This is a genomic window from Streptomyces sp. CC224B (assembly GCF_030010595.1).
GTDB lineage: Bacteria > Actinomycetota > Actinomycetes > Streptomycetales > Streptomycetaceae > Streptomyces > Streptomyces longispororuber.
In genome coordinates this window covers 1-17,760 of sequence record NZ_JASCXL010000043.1, presented here as the reverse complement: position 1 = coordinate 17,760, position 17,760 = coordinate 1, and the positions used below count along the sequence as shown (strand labels likewise).

The following is a 17,760-nucleotide window of genomic DNA, read 5'->3' as shown; positions in this document are numbered from 1 at the left end:
GGTACCCCGTGACGTGCCGGTACCCCGTGAAGTGCCGGGACCACCTGCGGTGTCGGCAGTGCCTGAAGTGTCCAAACGGGCCGGAACGCACCGAGGGACACCGGGGGCAGGGCGTGCGAAGAGCGGATTCTACCGAGAACCCGACCCGCGGCGGGCGGGGTTGCGCGTATGCCACCAATGGGGGCGTACGGCTGCCGTGCGCTCCCCTCGACGGTGCCGGAACGCTAGCGTGGGGAGACGATCCGAGAGTGGGCCGGGTGGCCTGCTGCCGTCAGCCGCTCCTGGGGGATGTCCGCGTGGGCGTCATGGAAACCGTCGAGGACCACGAGGAGGCCTGGGTGCACACCACCACGGTCCTGGTGGTCGACGACGCGCCGGCCAGCCGGTACGCGCTGAGCGCCGTACTGCGCCGCGTCGGCCACCACGTCATCCTCGCCGGCAGCGCCAGCGAGGCCCTGATCGCCCTCGACGTCGGCCTGCGCGCCGGCGAACTGCCGGACGTGGCGCTCATCGACGTCGGCCTGCCCGACATGAACGGCTTCGACCTGTGCCGCCGGATGAAGGATTCTCCGTCGACCGCGGCCGTGCCCGTCGTGCACTTCTCCGCCGTCGCCCACGGCTCGGTGCACCGCTGCCGGGGCCTGGACGCGGGCGGCGAGGCGTACTTGAGCGTGCCCGCCGAGCCGGAGGAGATCCAGGCGGTGGTGCGCGCCGCCGCCCGCGTCGCCCGGCGCCGCACCGCCGACCGGACCCGCGCCGGCCGGCTCACGCTCCTCGCCGAGGCCGTCCTCGACGTGCAGTCCGCGGGCTGCCCGGGCGAGCTGGCCGACACCGCGGCGGCGCAGGCCTCCCGGGTCAGCGGGGCGCCCGCCGCGGCCTTCGTCCTCGGCGACGAGGGCGAGATGCACCGCGGCCTCTCCCGCCGCCGGGCCGCCGCCGCCCTGCCGGACCAGGGCGCGCACGACGCCGTGGCCCGGCTGATGCGCAGCCTGATGTCGGGCCGGACCGGCGCCCACAGCACGGTGATCCCCGCCCCGGTGTGGCCCGAGGGCTTCTTCGGCCCGGGCACCCCGGGGCCGGGCCACGACATGCCGGAGCAGAACCGCGGCCTCCCTCGGCCGGGCCGCGACCGCCTCGGCCCGGGCAACGGCTCCCGTACCGACGGCCACGACGCGGCCGAGGGCACCCGGCGGGTGTGGGCCGTGCCCGAGCAGTCCCTGCGCGCGCCGCCCGGCGAGAGCCTGGTCACGCCCTCCGGTGACGCACTGCTCGCACCGCGCGAGACCCTGCTCACGCCCCCGGACACGCTGTCCGCCGGCCTGCGGCTCGCGCTGCCCGACGGCGCGCTGCTCGCCCTCGCCCGCACCCGCGACGACCACGCCCCGGTCTGCCTGGCGACCCCGGCCTACGCGCGCGAGCACGCCGACGATCTGGTGCGCCTGGCCCACGCGACCGCGCGCGTGGCCGAGCAGCTGCTGATGTACGAGAAGGAGCGCCACGTCGCCCTCACGCTCCAGCGCAGCTTCCTGCCGAGCCGGCTGCCGCACCTGCCCGGCACGGAGGTCGTCGTGCGCTACGAACCCGCCTCCCGGCAGGCGGAGATCGGCGGCGACTTCTACGCGGCGCTGCCCACGCCCGCGGGCGCCCTCGTCGGTATCGGCGACGTCGCCGGGCACTCGCTCGACGCGGCCACGGTGATGGTGGAGCTGCGCCACGCGCTGCGCGCCTACTGCCTGGAGGACCCGGACCCCGGTGTGCTCACCGAGCGCCTCGACTCCATGCTCCAGCGCTACCACCCGGAGACCACGGCCACGATGTGCCTGACGCTCATCGATCCGGAATCGGGCCGGGCCCGCGTCGCCAACGCCGGCCACATCCCGCCGCTGCTCGTCCGCGACGCCGGCACGGCCGAGTACGTGGAGGCCGGCGGGGCGTTGCTCGGCCTCGGCCTGAAGCGGCCCGCGCCGACGGAGGTCCGCCTCACGCCCGCGGACCGGCTCCTGATGGTCACCGACGGCCTGATCGAGACGCGCGGCACCGACCTCGCCCTGTCGATGGAGCACCTGCGCCTCGCCGCCGCCGAGGCGCCGCCCGGGGTGGCGGACCTGTGCGACACGCTCTTCGCCTGCTTCGGCCGGGAGCGCGAGGACGACATCGCCCTGGTCGCCCTGCGCCTCACCGGCACGGGCCCGTACCGGCCCTAGGAGGCTACGACGGCAGCGTCGCGGCCGGCGCGAGCGCGGCGAGCCGCGTCAGCAGGTCCGCGAACGGGCCGTCGGCCGGCTCGTTCGCCAGCAGGACGGCGAGCAGCTCGGCCATCTCCGGATCGTAGGCGGCACTGACCGCGGCCAACGCCGCGAAGTCGTGCACCAGTTGCAGTTCGAGCTCGGCGCGCGGGACGCGGCGGCCGTCCAGCCAGATGAGCGCCGTGGACTCGGCGAGCGAGATCCACGAGCGGACCACCAGCTCCAGGCGCGCGGACGGGGCGCTGATGCCCAGGTGCGCGATGATCTGCTCGTACGCCGCCTGCCGCACCGAGTCGATGAGGGCGTTGGTCGTCGAGGAGCCGACGGCGGGGCCGCCGCGCATCAGCGCGGAGAAGCCGGGCCCGTGCTCGTCGACGAAGCCGAAGAACCGGCCCGTCACCCGCAGCAGGCGCGCCCCGAGCGGCCCCTCGTGCGGCTCCACGAACCGCTCGGCCAGCTCGTCGGCGGCCCGCCGCAGCGCCGCCTCGTACAGGCTGAGCTTTCCGGGGAAGTAGTGGTACACGAGCGGGCGCGAGATGCCGGCGGCCGTGGCTATCTCGTCGATGGAGACGTCCTCCGGCGAGCGGTGGCTGAACAGTTCGAGCGCGACCCCGATCAACTGCTGCCGCCGCTCCTCGACACCCATCCTGCGCCGCGTCCCGGTAGTCATGCGAACACAATACCGATACGTTCCGGCCGGGAACGGACGCCCCGAGCCGCCCGTTCGCGCCCGCCCTGGGCGCCGTCACAGGTCCAGGACGATCCGCTCGCCGCGCGCCCGCGACACGCAGAGCAGCATCGTGCCGCTCCGCTCCGCGTCGGTGAGCAGCTCGTCCCGGTGCTCGATCTCCCCTTCCAGGACGCGCTGTTGGCACGTGCCGCAGAAACCCTGCTCGCAGGAGTACGCCGTGCCCGGCAGCGCCGCGCGGACGGCGGCGAGCACCGTGGTGTCCGGGCCGACGGCCACCGTGCGTCCGCTGCGCCGCAGTTCGACCTCGAAGGCATGGCCGCCCCCGCCGGCCGCGGCGCGGGGCGCGAACCGCTCCAGGTGCAGCGAGCAGGTGCCGGGCAGCGCCGCGGCGACGGCGTCCATGAGGCCCTCGGGCCCGCACGCGTACACGGCGGCGCCGTCGCCCGCGGCGCCCGCGAGGAACCCGGCGACGTCCGGCCGCCCGTCCTCGTCCCCGGCGACCACGGCGACCCGCTGCCGGCCGAACTCCTCCACCTCCTCCAGGAACGGCATGGAGGCCCGGCCGCGCCCGCAGTACAGCAGCCGCCACGTGCCGCCGCGGGCCTCGACGGCCCGGACCATGGGCAGCACCGGGGTGATGCCGATGCCGCCCGCGACGAACACGTACGCCGGGGCGTCGGCGGTCAGCGGGAAGCGGTTGCGCGGCCCGCGGACCTCGACCTCGCGGCCCGGGCGCAGCGCCTCGTGCACCTCGCGCGACCCGCCGCGCCCGCCCGCGTCCGCGCCGATCCGGCGTACGGCGACGGTGTACGAGGAGGTGTCCGCGGGGTCGCCGCACAGCGAGTACTGCCGGACACGCCCCGACGGCAGCACGAGGTCCAGGTGGGCGCCCGGCTCCCAGGCGGGCAGGTCCGCGCCCTCCAGGCGCAGTCGCACGACGCCGTCGGCGATCCGCTCGTGCCGGGCGACGCGCAGCCGCAGCGGCCGGGGGCGCGGCCGCCCCGAGACGGGTTCGTCCAGGGCGGGCAGCGGCCACAGCGGGGACGCCGCGACGCGGCGGCGCAGGGCGCGCCGGGCGCGGCCGGCGAGGAGGGCGGCCCCGGTGACCAGCAGGGCGGCGCGGGCGGTGCGGGGCAGCGCGGTGCCGGGCGGGAAGGCGCGCGGCGGGAGGGGGCGCGGTGGAACCATGGTCACGCGGCTCCGTTCGCGCGGGCCTCGGCGGCGGTGGCGGCGGGGGACGAGGCGAGGTACGCGACCGCCTGCGCGGTGCTGCCCTCCCGCGAGGGATGGTACGAGCGGCTCAGATAGCGGGGGATGGAACGGAGCATGGCGCCGGTGGTGGGCAGCGTGCCGGCGCGCCCGCTGCGGCGGAAGTCCCCGAAGGTCGCCTTGCGGGCCGCCGCACCGGTGAGCGTCGGGTCGTGCTCCAGGAAGAAGCGGGTGCCGCGCTGCCACAGGAACACCAGGGCGGTGAAGGCGGTGGCCCAGGTGCGGACGCGGCGCGGGTAGCCGCCGTCCAGGTGCAGGAACAGGTCGAAGGCGACCGAGCGGTGCTCGACCTCCTCCGCGCCGTGCCAGCGCAGCAGGTCCAGCATGGTCGGGTCGGCGCCCCGCCGGTCCAGCTCCTCGGCGTTGAGCACCCAGTCGCCGAGGAAGGCCGTGCAGTGCTCGATGGCCGCGATGAGGGCGACCCGCTCGAGCAGCCACCACCGGCGCGCCCGGCCCGGCGGCAGCGTCCGGTCGCCGAGCAGCCTCTCGAAGAGCCAGTCGACCTGCGCGGTGTACGGGGCCGGGTCGAGGCCCTGCTCCCGCAGGTGCGGCAGGACCGCGTCGTGGGCCTGGGAGTGCATGGCCTCCTGGCCGATGAACCCGATGACGTCCGCGCGCAGCCGCTCGTCCCGCACCAGGGGCAGCGCCTGCTTGTACACGTGCACGAACCACCGCTCACCGGCGGGCAGGAGCAGGTGCAGGACGTTGATCGTGTGCGTGGTGAAGGGGTCGCCCGGCAGCCAGTGGAGGGGCGTGTCGTCCCAGGAGAAGGAGACGGCGCGGGCCTTGAGCGGTATGTGCTCGGAGGCGACGGGCTGGGGGAACCGGGCCTGCTTATGAGACATGGCGTCAATGTACGGCCGGGTAACCGCCGGGTACACCCCTCGGAACCCGCTTTTCCGCGTCCGCCCGCCCCCGGGGAGGGGGGGCGGACGGACGCGGTGCCGTACGCGGCGGCCGGGCCGCTCAGTGGAGGGAGGTGAGCCGCGTGCCGTCGGCGAGCCGCGCGGTGAGGTGGAGGCGTTCGCCGCGCTCGGCGGGGAGCACGGCGGCGCTGCCGGGGACCGGGTCGCGGCCCGAGACCCGCACCGACGTCACGTCCTCGCTGCCCGCGGCCAACACGTACCAGTCGCCGGTCCGGGCCTTCCACAGCACGCCCGCGAGCACCCGGGGCTCCCGCTCGCCGCACGCGGGCACCCCCTCCGCCTTCGCGGCGACGGCGCCGGCCGTCGCGCCGGGGGTCACCACCTGGGCGAGCACCCGGCTCCCCGCGCCGCGCCAGGTCTCCGCCCGCGTGCACACCCAGCGCGCCTGCCCGCTGCCGTCGGGCAGGGGCTGAGCGGCGTACGACCAGGCGTGCACGGCCCGTACGCCGTGCGACCGCGCGGCGGCGAGCGAGCACGCGGTGCGCGTCCAGTCGGCGGCGGTGGCCTCGCGGGGCGCGTCCGGCCGGCCCGCGGTCAGGCGCGCGGGGACCAGCTCGCCGAGGTCGGTGGCGAGCCGCGTGGTGCCGTCCCGGTCGCGGAGCTGGAGCGCGTTCCAGGTACGGCAGTCGCGGGCCAGGGCGGGGCTCGCGAACGGCGCGGTGACGCCGTCGGCACCGCGCGTCAAGGGGGCGGCCGCGGCGGACGGCTCCAGCAGGTCGCGGACGGCCGCCTCCCGCACCCAGGGCGCCGTCAGATAGCGGACGTTGCCGTCGGAGCGGCCGAGGACGACGGCCCCGGCGTCGGCCGCGGTGGCGCCGTCGGTCCGGGCGAGGTCGAGCGCGGCGCCGCCGGTGCCCTCCTTCGGCTCGGCGTACCGCGCGACGCGCAGGCCGTCGTGGAGCAGCACCACCCGCGCCGCGTCCACCTCCCCGGCGAACAGGAGCTGCGCGGGGCCGGGCGGCGCCCCCGCCGGCGTGCCGGGCGTCGCCGAGACCCGCACGGACGCGCCGGGCCGCGCCCACACCGCGAGCGCGCGCCGCAGCAGGGCGGTGTCGCCGGTGAGTTCACCGCGCGCGGGCCAGGCGGTGAAGTCGGTGCGCGGGGACCGCTTCCAGGCGGCGGGCGCGACCCTCGTCAGCTTGGCGGGGTCGAGGGCGGCCTCGGCCGCGGGGTTCTTCGCGTACGGGGGCGCGGCGGCGCCGTCCGGGCCCCAGCCGTCGCCGGGCATGGCGAGCAGCGCCCCGCACACCAGGGCGGCGACGGCGGCGACGGCCGCGGCCCGCAGGTGCTGCCTGCGCCGCACCAGGTCGGTGGGCCTGGCCTGGAGGGAGCAGGGGTCGAACTCCGGCGACTCCAGGAGCGCGTACCGGGCCCCGACGCCGTCGGCCTCGGTCAGCGCGGCGTCCGGGTCGGCGGCTCCGGCGGCCGCGAGGGCGCGGCGCACCTCGTCGTCCGGGAGGCGTTCCAGGCCGCGCAGCACGTACGCGGCCCGGGCGGGCCCGGACAGCGCGGCGAGCCGCTGGTCCAGGGCGAGTTCGTCGGCGCCGCCCGAGCGCGGGAACAGCCGCAGGCCCCACACCTGGGGCAGGCCCGGCGGGAGCTGGGCCCGCTTGGGCCAGGCCCGGCGGCGCAGCGGCAGCCCGGCCTCCAGCGCGGCGCGCAGCACCTGGCCGCGTACGTACGTGTAACCGGGGCTCCCGGCCCGGCCCTGGCCCGTGCCGCGCTGGTCCGGTACGACCGCCGCCCGGGCGCGGCCGCGGGGCAGGGCCCGCTGCGCGAGCGCGTGCGCGGTCAGGACCCGGCGGCTGCGGCCGAGGCCGGGCGGCAGGACCAGGTAGGCGAGGCGGACCAGGCGGGGGTAGTGCTCGACGAGGGCGGCCTCGGCCTGCTCGACGTCGACGACGGCCGCGGCGGGGCCGGCCGGGCGCCCGGTCCGGCCGGGGGCCGGGGCGTCGCGCGGGGTCGGTGCGGAGGGCGGGGGCGGCGAGGTGGACTGGGATGACGGCACGTTCGGCAAAACGAGCGAATGCGCCGACGGTCACCCGGCGGGGCCCGGCACCCGCGCGGGGCACCGCCAGGGGCCACCGCCCATGGACCCCGCTCCCTCGGCGCTCCGCACCTCGTCCTCAAGCGCCGGACGGGCTGGATCTCCCGGTCTTGTCCTCAAGCGCCGGACGGGCTGGACCTCCCGGCCTCGGGCTCGGCGAGGAGGCGGGCGTAGGCGGCCATCGAGCGCTGGTAGCGCGGCGAGGGCGCCGACGGCGAGACCGACGCCCTCGCGGGCACGCCCGGCGTCGGCCAGACACAGGGCGAGCGTCGCCCGGACGGCGTCGTCCAATTCCTCGCCGGGCGCGTCCAGTTCGGATGCCCCTGACTCGCCCGGTCGCCCGCCCTGGGGAGGGCGGGCGGGTGGGGGAACATCCGTCGCGGAGCGGCGGATCACGGACAGCCGACAACGGTGGTGCAGGGGGTCCGGGGGGCCAGGGGCGAAGCCCCGGCCGGGGGCTCAGGTCAGGCGCCAGGCGCTGAACTCCGCTGTGCCGCGGGCTTCCGTGCCGCCGTTGGTGGCCGTCATGAACATCCCTACGTCCTGGGTCGCGGCCGCGCCGGGGACGGGCACCGTGGCGACCGTGCGCCATGTCGTCCCGTCGTCCGTGGACAGCTCTCCCGTGAAGGAACCGCCCGCCCGGGACAGCCGCAGCAGCACCGGTGCCTTCACCCCGGTGACGCGCCGGTAGGTGTCCAGGGTGCCGTTGCCGGTGGTGTCGTAGGAGAGGACGACCCCGTTCGCGGGGGTCACGGCCAGGTTGAGGAAGCCGGGGGAGCCCGGGGTGGACAGGGAGTTGCGGGCGATGAGGCCCGCGCGGGCCCACGGGCCGGTGGCCGCCTGGGAGTCGACGCGCACCGTGACGGAGACCCCGTCGCGCAGGGCCCCCGGCCGGTAGAGGGTGCCGAACTCGGCGGTGGCCCGCCACAGGTCGGCGCCGCCGCCGTGGATCGCGTACCGCCCGTCCAGCTCGCCGAAGACGGCGTCGTTGGTGGTGTACGTGCGCCAGCCGGGGCCGATCGGCCCCGCCACGAAGAGGGTGCCCTCGTGCACGGTCCGGACGCGCTTCTCGCCCAGGGGGCCGTACCGCGCGGTGAGGGTGTACGGGAGCGGGCGCAGGGGCCGGTCGAGCGGGGTGTCGGAGGCGCTGACGCGCCAGGCGACCGTGCCGGTGCCGCCCGGAGGCACGCGGGGCAGGGACGTCGGTCCTTCGGGCGCGGCGTCGAGGCCGGTGAGCGTGAAGTCGACGCGGCCGGTGGCGCGCAGCCCGTTGACGTTGCGGAAGCGGGCCTCCAGGCGGGCGCTGCCGCCGGGCGGGAACGCGGGCGGCTCGGCGGTGACGTCCAGGGAGCCCTGGTAGGGCGCCCGGGCGAGGACGTCGTGGACGCGCGCGGCGGTGCGGTGCGCGTCCGCGACCGGCCGCAGCGGGTAGTCCTTGCGCTCCCGCGTCCACGGCTCCTCGAACGCGCCGAACCAGTCCACCGGCCGCGGCGGGCGCCCGGCCGCGAGCGCGTCGGCCAGCTCGTCCAGCCAGCGCTGCCAGCGGGGAGTGTAGAAGTCGCGCAGCAGCCCGTTCCACTCGCGGTTGCCGTAGTCGTGCAGCTTGCCGCCCTCCGAGGTGGGGCGGTCGCCCCACACCGTGATGAGGACCTTCGCGGTGCGCTCGAACTCGGCGCGCTCGGTGTCGTTCGTCGCCAGCCGCCGCGCGTCCTCGATCCAGGGGCCGAGCAGGAACGCCTCGTGGGCGCCCGTGACGTCGTCGGCGAGCCGCATCAGCCGCAGCCACAGCGTCGACAGGGCGCGGAAGGTGTCCTGGTCCTTGCGCTCGTACGCCGACCTGAGCTGCGGCAGGAGCTGACGGCTGCGGTGGGCGAGGGCCTGGCGGGCCACGTCCACGAGGTCGTACCGGTACGCGGCGCTGCGGCGCAGCCCGGGCGCCACCGCGAGCAGCCCGGCGAGCGCGGCGTCGAAGCGGGCGGGGTCGTAGGTGAGGGCGCGTGGCGCGTACTCGGCGGCGCGGTTCGCGGACAGGTCGGGCCGGGCGGCGAACAGCGAGTCGTGCGGGTCGCTGCGCTCCAGCGCGGTGTGCCGGTACGCCGTGTCGCGCAGGGCGCGCCACGCGGCGCGGGCGGCGCGGTCGCGCCCGCCGTAGCGGAAGTCGGCGTAGGCGGGGAACCACGCAGTCCGGTCCAGGTCGTCGCGCCAGGCCAGCTCGGAGAAGAGCTCGAAGGCGGCCGGGTCGCGGTCGGTGGCCTCGGGCAGGTACGCGGTGCCGGCGAGCGCGCTGCCGGGCTTGTCGCGCCAGGCGAAGAACCTCTCCTGCCACAGGTGGGTGCGGGCGCCGATGGTGGTGCGCCCGCCGAAGTTGGGGATGGTGCCGAAGCAGTACGGCGTGGAGCCCCAGTCCTTCTCGCGGTCGGTGACGCTCGCGTACCGGTCGGAGACGCCGTCGACGATCAGCATCCTCGACTTGTCGACGGCGTCGAGCAGCGCGGGCAGCGGGTTGTCCTGCCAGCCGAGGATCACCCAGATCGCGCCGGGGTGCGCGGCGCGCAGGGCCCGCTCCACGCCGCGCGCGGCGTCCGGTACCGGCACGTCGCCCGCGGTGCCGCCCTCGTGCAGCAGGTCCATCTTGAAGTGCCCGGCCGCGCCGAACACCTCCCGCTGGTGGCGGTAGAAGGACGCGGCGACCCGCGCGAAGGCGTCCGTGCGCGGGTCGAGCCAGTCGGGGCGCTCGAAGCCGTGCCAGGTGCCCTGCGGTATCACCCGCGCGTCACCGCCGTTGCGCTCGACGAAGCCGTCCGGGACGTGCCCGTAGTAGCCGGGCAGCACCGGCGCCATGCCCAGCTCGCGCAGCCGGTCCACGATCCGCCGCCCCAGCGCGGCGCGCCGGGCTATGAGCTCGGGCGAGAGCGGGCCGCCGTAGCCGGACAGGTTCTGCAGCAGCCACCACGGCTGGTGCGAGGGCGCGGGCAGCCAGGAGCGGGACTCGGCGTCGGTGTACCGGAAGTCCTTCAGGAGGCGGTGGTAGACGTCCTCCATGCCCGCGATGACGAACACCTCGTTGCAGCCGTGCAGCGCCAGGATGTCGATCATGCACTCCCAGTACGGCCAGTCCGCGTACGGCGCGGTGTAGCCGTCGTTGGTGTCGTTGAGCGCGAACCGGTGCGGGAGCGCGGTGGAGCGCGTCAGCGGGCGCGCGGGCGCGGGCAGCCGCCGCGGCAGGTCGAGTTGGCCGCCGTTCCAGGTGAGGTGCGCGTCGCAGACGTACTTCAGGTACCAGTGGACCCCGGTGAGCAGGACGGCCGGAGTGGTCCCGGTCACCTCGACGCGCCCCGGGGCACCGGACACCCGGAAGCGGTCCCGGCCTCCGGCGGCCGGGACGAGTCTGAGCCGGAACTGGTCCGCGTGGTGCGGAAGCCGCCGGTTGAGCACGGCGCGCGCCGCATCCGTATCGAAGGCGGGGACCCGTACGGGGCTCTCGGCCGCGCGGGCCGGAAGGGCGGGGCCGTAGGCGGCGCCCAGGCCGGTGAGGCCGAGGGCGCCGGCGGTGCCGAGTACCGAGCGTCGCGTTGGTCCGTCCATGTGTACCCCCTGCGTCACGTCGATGGCTGCGGCGCACGGTATCCGCGCGGTCAGCGGGGCGGAACGGAACGAACGGACACGGCGCGTTCACATCACCTGGCGAGACGGGAGTGACGGATGAGGAGCATGGTGTGGGCGGCGGGGGCGGTTTCGGCCACCGCGATCGGCCTGGTGATCGCCGCCGGCCTCGCGGCCGACGGCGACGCCCCCGGGGAGCGGGTCCCGCCGACGGCGACCGGCACCCTGGAGGAGCTGGCGGCGAAGGCCGAGTGCGCGCCCGCCGTGCAGACGGACGCGCAGGAGCTGCGCCAGGCCAACTGCCGCACCGGAGCCGGCCGCTTCGTCCTCGCCACCTTCGCCACCGACCGCGGCGAACCCGACTGGCTCAACCAGGCCAAGGACTACGGCGGCATGTACCTGGTCGGCCGCAAATGGGTAGCCGTAGGCACCCCCCGGACCCTCACCACTCTGCGCGCCCACCTGGGCGGAACCCTGGAACACTCCACCCATCACACGGACGCCCCGTAAGGGGCGCGGGGAACTGCGCACCCGGCCAGGGCCGAGCCGCGGTAACCCCGCGCCCCAGCGGAGCGCAGCCGTGGTGCTCAGGCGCAGCGGCGGTTCTCATTGATGCACTGCGCCACCCGCCGCATCAACCGCTCGTCGAAGACGTTGATGAAGTCACCGTGATCGGTGACCGGTTTGTGCAGTTGCTCGGGGAAGGAGTCGACGGCGAACCCGGGCCCCGGCGGCACGTCGTACACCACGCGCTGCACGAGCTGCGGGATGGCGCGGAAGCCACGGGGGCAGCGCCCGCTGCGCGGGTCGGCGAACGCCACGTGCGTACGGTGGTTGGCGCTGTCCGTGTTCCGCCCGTCCCAGCAGCTCTGGAAGGCGAAGGTGCGCACCACCTCACTGCCCTCGGGACAGATCGGGTACTTGTCCTTGAGCTGCCGGTTCTCGAACCCGGTGCAGCTCCACGAGGCGTTGGCGTTCGCGTCGCCGTTGGTGAACGCCTTGGCGTCACCGGTGATGATGCGCAGGAACCGCGGCATCGCGGTCACCTTGCCGACGGGGCTGCCGACGAACTCCAGCGTGACCTGCTCCGGTGTCTGGATCTCGCCCACGTTCTTGTCCCGGCCGCCGCCGTCCGCGTCGGCGTCGTCCTCGTCGGTGCCGTTCTGGAGCCGCAGCACGGGCCAGTAGTACGTCGACCTGTCGCCCTGGTTGCGGCAGCTCGTGCGGCCCCCGGCGAGTTCCTGGTCGCTGGAGAAGGCGTCGGTCTCCTGGTTGCCGACGTAGTCGTGCATGTGGTGGGCGCCGTTGCTCACGCCGGGCGCGACGATGACGTTGTCCGGGTTGAACTTGCCGTTCCGGTTGGTGCCGCAGCGCGTGGTGAAGGTTCCGCGTGACGCGCCGCGCTGCTTGCGCGGCTTCTGGACGTTGGGCCGTACGGAGGTGATGTCGACGAAGTCCCCGGCCTCGGGCCCGTTCCCCGCCTGCCCCTGCCCCTGCCCCGGACCTTGATCCTGGCCCTGGCCTTGGTCCTGGCCCTGGCCTTGGTCCTGCCCTTGCCCGGGCCCCTGATCCGAGTTCTGGTCCTGGTCCTGGCCCGGGCCCTGGTCCTGGCCGCCTCCCGGCGGGCCGTCGTCGTCGGCGCGCAGGGTGCAGGGCGCCATGCTGTCGAGCCGGTCGAGTTCCTTCGCGGCCGGAGCCGACGCCGGGGCCGACGCCCGGCCGCCGCGTTCGATCGCGGCCTGGATGGTGTCGATGGCCGGCCGCCGCCGCTCCTCCAGCGGCCCGAGGACCGCGTTCCGCTCCCCGGCGGTGTCGGCCTCGGCGAACCGCGCGTAGGCCTGGGTGATCTGCGTGTCCAGGGCGGCGAGTTCGCGGTCCACCTCGGCCCGGGCGTCCGCCGGGACCTCGGGCAGCTCGTTGCCCACGTCCGGGCAGCGGATGGTGGTGGCCTCCGCCGCGCCGCCCTGGACCTGGCTCCGGCTCCGGGCGTCCGGCGGCGGGCTGTCCTCGGCGTTCGCGTAGACATTCACCGCGACGAGTCCGCCGCCGCCCAGGATGAGCGCCGCCGACGCGGTGATCGCCCGGCCGGCCAGCTTCGGTCGTTTTCGTGACGTGCGTCGTGTGGTGCGTCCCATGGGACTACGTACGCGCCACGGACCCACCGCGTTCAAAGCGGCGGGAAGTTCCCCGGGGGAAGTCCGTGAAGTCCCCTTCGCGCGGCGTCAGTTGATCAGCGCCCTTGGTCGAGGAAGGCGAGGACCGCGAGGACACGGCGGTTGTCGTCGTCCGAGACCGGCAGGCCGAGCTTCGCGAAGATGTTGGACGTGTGCTTGGCGATGGCCCGCTCGGTCACCACGAGCTGCGCGGCGATCGCGGCGTTGGAGCGCCCTTGCGCCATCAGCTCCAGGACCTCCCGCTCGCGCGGGGTCAGCGCGCCCAGCGGCTCGTTGCCGGAGCGGCGCGTGAGGAGCTGCTGGATGACGGTCGGGTCCATGGCGGTGCCGCCCGCGGCGACCCGGCGTACCGCGTCGACGAACTGCTCGGCGTCGAACACCCGGTCCTTCAGGAGGTAGCCGACCCCGCCGTTGCCGTCGGCGAGCAGCTCACGCGCGTACAACTGCTCGACGTGCTGGGAGAGTACGAGCACCGGCAGGCCCGGCCGGGCGCGGCGCGCGGCGAGGGCGCACTGCAGGCCCTCGTCGGTGTGCGACGGCGGCAGCCGGACGTCGACGACGGCGACGTCCGGCTCCAGCTCCGCGAGGGCCTTGGTCAGCTCGGGTCCGGACTCGACGGCAGCCGCGATCTCGAAGTCGAACGCCTCCAGCATCCGCACCAGGCCGTCACGCAGCAGGAAGAGATCTTCGGCTAGGACAACTCGCAAGGGATCTCCATGGTCACCATGGTCGGGCCGCCAACGGGGCTGCTGACGGCCAGTACGCCGTCGAATGTACCGAGCCGCCGTTCGACGCCGCTCAGCCCCGTGCCGGCGCCGATCACGGCACCGCCCCTGCCGTCGTCCGTGACCGCGATCCGCAGCATGCCGTCCGCGTGGTGCACGTCCACCCAGACCCGGTCCGCGTGCGCGTACTTCACCGCGTTCGTCAGGACCTCGCTGACCGCGAAGTACGCCGCCGCCTCCACCGACGCGTCCACCCGGCCCGGCAGCTCCACGTCCACGTCCGTCGCCACCGGCAGCCGCAGCGCGAGCGCCCGCACCGCGTCGCCGAGGCCGCGCTCGGCGAGGACCGGCGGATGGATGCCGCGGACCAGGTCGCGCAGTTCGGTCAGGGCCTCGCCGGAGTTCTGCCGGGCCTTGGCGATCATCTCCTTGGCCTTGGCGGGGTCCTTCTCCACGATCGCCTCGATGGTGCCGAGGTCCATGCCCATGGCGACCAGCCGGGCCTGCGCGCCGTCGTGCAGATCGCGCTCGATGCGCCGCAGCTCGGCGGCGGAGCTGTCCACCGCGTCGTGCCGGGTCTCCTCCAGGCGGCCGACGCGCAGCGCCAGTTCCCGCTCCCGCATGGTGGCGGTGGGCGCGAGCAGGGTCCGCGACAGCAGGAAGTGGGCGCGCAGCAGCGGCCGGTTCACGTACAGGCTCACGATGAACAGGGCCGTGCCGAGCGCGGCCGCGGCGAACGCTGCGCTCTGCGAGGTGACGTGGATGAACGCGTACCACTCGCCGCCGCCGGCCTCGTAGATCGGCTTCCACACGCCGCAGGCGAGCACCCAGCCGTAGAGCATGTACAGCACCAGGACGGGCGGGATCAGCGCCAGCACGGTGCCGAACGTCATGTGGGCGAGCAGCCACTGGAGGTCCCGCCAGGTCGCCGGGTCCTTCAGCATCCGCGTGCAGCGCGCCACCTGCCCGGCCAGGCCGGGCCGCGGCCGCGCGGGCTCCCGGCGGTAGGGCACCGCGATGCCCACGTCCGCCCACTCCCCGGCCTGCACCCGGTGCAGCGTCGCGAACCTGCGTACGGCCAGCAGCACCGAGGGCGTGGTGAACAGCCCGATCCCCAGCGGGATCAGCACGAGCGACACCACCGCGAACACGAACAGCGTGATGGACCCGGCCAGCGACGCGCTCGCCAGATACAGGCCGCGCGCTCCCGCGAGCAGGCTCTCGCGCACCCTCGACGTCTTCATGCTGTCCCTCTCCTCATCCGACCGCCCCCGCGGCGTCCGGCGTGCCGCGTACGCGCCCGGCGGTGTCCCCACGCGCCCTGCCGCCCCCGGCCCCGTACGTCCCGCTCGTGCTCGGGCCGCCGGGCACGAGGACAGTCTCCCTGGTGGGGGCGGGTCCGGTCACTCGGCCCCGCCCCCGCACCAGGGGTGTACCTGACGACACCTCCCGGCCTCGCCCTGTGCTTCAGCGGCAGGGGGCCTCGACGGCTGGGGCCGCCCCGCGCCCGTTCCTAGCGTGAACCGCGTCGATCCGTACACGTCAGACGGGCTCGTCGACGCCACACGGATCCGTTCACGTCACGCAGAGCAATGGGGGCGAAGGCCATGGACGCCAAGAGGCGGAACCTCGCGGCACGACTAGGGGTGTGGAGCGCACACCATCGCAGGAAAGCCATCCTGGGCTGGCTGTTGTTCGTGGTGCTCGCCACGGTCGTCGGTGGCGCGACGGGGGTCGTCACCGCCGACGAGAGCGAGATGGGCACCGGCGACTCGGCCCGGGCCGCGAAGATCCTCGACGACGCGGGCATCGACGACCCGGCGGGCGAACTCGTCCTCGTCAGCGCGCGTACGCCCGACGGCTGGCGCGAGGCGGCCGCGGACGTCGCCGCCGCCGTCGAGCGGACCGGCGAGACGACGAGGGTACGGGCGCCGCTGCGCTCCGCCGACGGCCGGGACGCGCTGCTCCGCTTCGAGATCAAGGGCCCGTCCGACCGGGCCGCCGACCGGGTCCAGCCGGTGCTCGACGCGGTCGACGACGTCCGGGACGCGCGGGCGGGGCACGGCGTGGCCATCCACCAGTTCGGCGACGCCAGCTCCGAGAAGCACCTGGACGACCTGCTCGCCGACGACCTGCGGAAGGCCGAGTTCACGGCCGTGCCGCTGGCCCTCGGCATCCTCGTCGTCGCCTTCGGCGCGGTCGTCGCCGCGCTGCTGCCGGTCGGGCTCGCGCTGACCGCGTGCGTCGCCGCCTTCGGGCTCCTCGGCCTGGTCAGCCACGCGGTGCACCTGTTCGAGACGACGTACTCGGTGATGTTCCTGATGGGGCTCGCCGTCGGCGTCGACTACTGCCTGTTCTACCTGCGGCGCGAGCGCGACGAGCGGGCCGCGGGCCACGACGCCGACACCGCCCTGCGGATCGCCGCCGCCACCAGCGGGCGCGCGGTCCTCGTCTCCGGCCTCACCGTGATGGTGGCCATGGCCGGACTGTTCCTGTCCGGGCTGCTCCTCTTCAAGGGCTTCGCCGTCGCCACCATCCTCGTGGTGTGCGTGGCCATGCTCGGCTCCGTGACCGTCCTGCCGGCGCTGCTCGCCTGGCTCGGCGACCGCGTCGACGCCGGACGCGTCCCCTTCCTCCACCGCCGCTCCCGCAAGGGCGCCCACGCCGGCGGGTCGCTCGCCGGGTCCCTCGTGCGGCCGGTGCTCGCCAGGCCGCGGCTCTTCGCCGCCGCATCGGCGGGACTGCTGCTCCTGCTGGCCGCGCCCGCGCTCGGCATGAAGACCGAACAGCTGGGCCTGGAGAAGCAGTTCGGCTCCGACGCGCCGCTGTCCGTCGCGTACCGGGAGATCACCGGCACGTTCCCGGGCGGCCCGGCCCCCGCCCGCGTGGTCGTCCGCGCCGACACCGCCGGCGGCCTCGACGCCGCCCCGGTCCGGGACGGGCTGCGCGCGCTCACCGCGAAGGCGGGCAAGGGCGCCGAGCTGACCCTCCACCGCGCCGAACGCGTCGCCGTCCTGGAGGTGCCGCTGCCGGGCACGGGCACGGACGCGGCCGCGAGGAAGGCCCTGGACGACCTCCGGTCGGAGGTACGGGAGTTCCGGAACGAGGTACGCGGGACGGCGGCCGGGGCTCGTGGCGGCGGGGCTGATGGGTCTCGCGGGGCTGAGGGTGGCCGTGCTGACGGTGGCGGGGCTGAGGGCGGTGCTGGCCCTGCTGGTGCTGGTGCTGGTGCTGGTGCTGGTGCTGGTGCTGGCGGTGGCGGTGGCGGTGGTGGCGGTGGCGGTGGCGTCGAGGCGTATGTCGGCGGGGACCTGGCCGAGTCGCGGGACTTCACCGACCAGCTCGGCGACGGCATCCTCCCGGTCTTCCTCTTCATCGCCGCCGTCACCTTCCTGCTGATGCTGGTCAGCTTCCGCTCGGTGGTGATCGCGGTGACGTCGATCGCCCTCAACCTGCTCTCCGTGGGCGCCGCGTACGGGGTCATGACCGCGGTCTTCCAGCACGGCTGGGGCGCCTCCCTGATCGGCTCCGAGAAGGTCGGCGCCATCGAGAACTGGATGCCGCTGTTCGTCCTCGTCGTCCTGTTCGGCCTGTCGATGGACTACCACGTGTTCGTGGTCTCGCGGATCCGCGAGGCCCGTGACCGGGGCCTCGACAACCTGTCCGCCATCCGCGAGGGCATCACCCGCACCGCCGGGGCGGTGACCGGGGCCGCGGTCATCATGGTCGCGGTGTTCGCGGTGTTCGGCATGCTGTCCATGCAGGACATGCAGCAGATGGGCGTGGGGCTCGGCGTGGCCGTCCTCCTCGACGCGACGGTGGTACGCATGGTGCTGCTGCCCTCGCTGATGGCACTCCTCGGCGAGCGGAACTGGCGTTCCCCGCGGTGGCTGCCCCGGGGGCCCCGGGGCCGGTCGACCGTGAGCTCGGGCCGGGTGGGGGCGGGGGTGTAGGGGGACGGGGGGCTCACCTGGGCGGGGCTTGGGGGGCCCCCCCCCCCCCCCCCCCCACACCCGGGGTAGGCACCCGCGGGCCCGCCCGGCTGGCAAGCCCGCGGGGGGGGGCCCCGCACGCCCCCC

General features: G+C 75.4%; 11 protein-coding genes and 1 pseudogene. 3 read left to right on the top strand and 9 right to left on the bottom strand.

Translation table 11 applies throughout. The features are described 5' to 3' along the window. The first annotated feature begins 305 nt into the window (after positions 1 to 305). Complete coding sequence (locus tag QK440_RS18660; protein ID WP_282794302.1) at positions 306 to 2,204, top strand: fused response regulator/phosphatase; 1,899 nt, start codon at positions 306 to 308, stop codon at positions 2,202 to 2,204. Between the two features lie 4 nt (positions 2,205 to 2,208). Here the strand turns inward: QK440_RS18660 and QK440_RS18655 are convergent, their stop codons facing one another. The 6 genes and pseudogenes from QK440_RS18655 to QK440_RS18630 all read right to left on the bottom strand — a co-directional run bounded on the left by QK440_RS18655 (position 2,209) and on the right by QK440_RS18630 (position 10,764). Next, complete coding sequence (locus tag QK440_RS18655) at positions 2,209 to 2,916, bottom strand: TetR/AcrR family transcriptional regulator (RefSeq protein WP_282794259.1); 708 nt, start codon at positions 2,914 to 2,916, stop codon at positions 2,209 to 2,211. 75 nt (positions 2,917 to 2,991) lie between these two features. Further along, positions 2,992 to 4,125, bottom strand: a complete 1,134-nt coding sequence (locus QK440_RS18650; RefSeq protein WP_282794301.1) for a PDR/VanB family oxidoreductase — start codon at positions 4,123 to 4,125, stop codon at positions 2,992 to 2,994. A 2-nt stretch (positions 4,126 to 4,127) separates the two neighbouring features. Further along, on the bottom strand, positions 4,128 to 5,051 hold the full coding sequence (locus QK440_RS18645) for a metal-dependent hydrolase (protein WP_282794258.1): 924 nt from the start codon (positions 5,049 to 5,051) through the stop codon (positions 4,128 to 4,130). Positions 5,052 to 5,172: 121 nt separating this feature from the next. Further along, positions 5,173 to 7,140 (bottom strand): hypothetical protein, encoded by a 1,968-nt coding sequence (locus QK440_RS18640; RefSeq protein ID WP_282794257.1) that lies wholly within the window; start codon positions 7,138 to 7,140, stop codon positions 5,173 to 5,175. 155 nt (positions 7,141 to 7,295) lie between these two features. Next, positions 7,296 to 7,494: pseudogene (locus QK440_RS18635) on the bottom strand (tetratricopeptide repeat protein); the annotation flags it as partial. Positions 7,495 to 7,638: 144 nt separating this feature from the next. Then, a complete protein-coding gene (locus tag QK440_RS18630) occupies positions 7,639 to 10,764 on the bottom strand; it encodes an alpha-N-acetylglucosaminidase (protein ID WP_282794256.1) in 3,126 nt (1,041 codons plus the stop codon). Positions 10,765 to 10,881: 117 nt separating this feature from the next. On the opposite strand from QK440_RS18630, the gene QK440_RS18625 reads away from it, so the two are divergent. Continuing rightward, complete coding sequence (locus QK440_RS18625) at positions 10,882 to 11,292, top strand: hypothetical protein (RefSeq protein WP_282794255.1); 411 nt, start codon at positions 10,882 to 10,884, stop codon at positions 11,290 to 11,292. A gap of 77 nt (positions 11,293 to 11,369) precedes the next feature. Here QK440_RS18625 and QK440_RS18620 read toward each other — a convergent pair whose 3' ends face one another. The 3 genes from QK440_RS18620 to QK440_RS18610 all read right to left on the bottom strand — a co-directional run bounded on the left by QK440_RS18620 (position 11,370) and on the right by QK440_RS18610 (position 14,925). Continuing rightward, positions 11,370 to 12,917, bottom strand: coding sequence for a DUF1996 domain-containing protein (locus QK440_RS18620; protein WP_282794254.1), 1,548 nt, complete (start codon positions 12,915 to 12,917; stop codon positions 11,370 to 11,372). 95 nt (positions 12,918 to 13,012) lie between these two features. Next, positions 13,013 to 13,663 carry a response regulator transcription factor gene (locus QK440_RS18615; RefSeq protein WP_282794253.1) on the bottom strand — a complete coding sequence of 217 codons (651 nt, stop codon included), beginning with the start codon at positions 13,661 to 13,663 and terminating at the stop codon, positions 13,013 to 13,015. Next, complete coding sequence (locus tag QK440_RS18610; protein ID WP_282794252.1) at positions 13,648 to 14,925, bottom strand: sensor histidine kinase; 1,278 nt, start codon at positions 14,923 to 14,925, stop codon at positions 13,648 to 13,650. The genes QK440_RS18615 and QK440_RS18610 overlap by 16 nt, the downstream gene beginning before the upstream one ends. 363 nt (positions 14,926 to 15,288) lie before the next feature. Here QK440_RS18610 and QK440_RS18605 point away from each other — a divergent pair, with 363 nt between their 5' ends. Beyond that, positions 15,289 to 17,634, top strand: a complete 2,346-nt coding sequence (locus QK440_RS18605; protein WP_282794251.1) for an MMPL family transporter — start codon at positions 15,289 to 15,291, stop codon at positions 17,632 to 17,634. Positions 17,635 to 17,760: the final 126 nt, after the last annotated feature.